The following is a 703-nucleotide window of genomic DNA, read 5'->3' on the forward strand; positions in this document are numbered from 1 at the left end:
CGACCGGGTCGTGGCGCAGAAGCGCTTGGCAAACGACATCACGAAGATCGTCGGCTTTCTGGCCCGATGGCAAGACCAGTTGGCCGGCGTCGTCGTCGAATCGACCTACAACTGGTATTGGCTGGTCGATGGCTTGCAAGACGCAGGGATGCACGTGTATCTCGCCAACACCGCTGCGATCAAGCAATACGAAGGCCTCAAGCACAGCGGCGACGAGACCGATGCGCAGCATCTGGCCCATCTCTTGCGACTGGGCATCCTGCCGACGGGAACGATTCTACCGAGGGGACACCGCGCGCTGCGCGATCTGGCACGCAAGCGCATGCAGCTGGTGCAATCGTGCACGACACATATCCTCGCGGTCGAAAACATCATGGCCAGGCAGTTCGGTGGGCGGATGACCAGCAATCAGATCAAACGGCTGACCGACGATACGATCGACAGCTTGCCACTGGCGGCGGACGTAAGCTTGGCAATCAAGGCGAACGTCGCGGTGATCGCGACATTGCAGTCACAGATCGATGTTCTGGAGAAGCGCCTGCAAGAACGCGTCAGGCCCCGGCCGCAATACCGCTTATTGACCAGCGTGCCAGGGATCGGCCAGACGCTTGCCACCGTCATTCTTCTGGAAGCAGGTCCGATCGACCGGTTCGCCGACGTCGGCAACTTCGCGTCCTACGCTCGCTGCGTCGACAGCGTGCAT

1 protein-coding gene is annotated in these 703 nt (G+C 60.9%); it reads left to right on the top strand.

The window, feature by feature from the left end:
* Positions 1-10 precede the first annotated feature (10 nt).
* Positions 11-703: IS110 family transposase (locus Q2941_RS51790; protein WP_458197568.1), on the top strand; the 693-nt coding region annotated here is incomplete at its 3' end.

It is taken from the genome of Bradyrhizobium sp. UFLA05-153 (genome assembly GCF_054185185.1).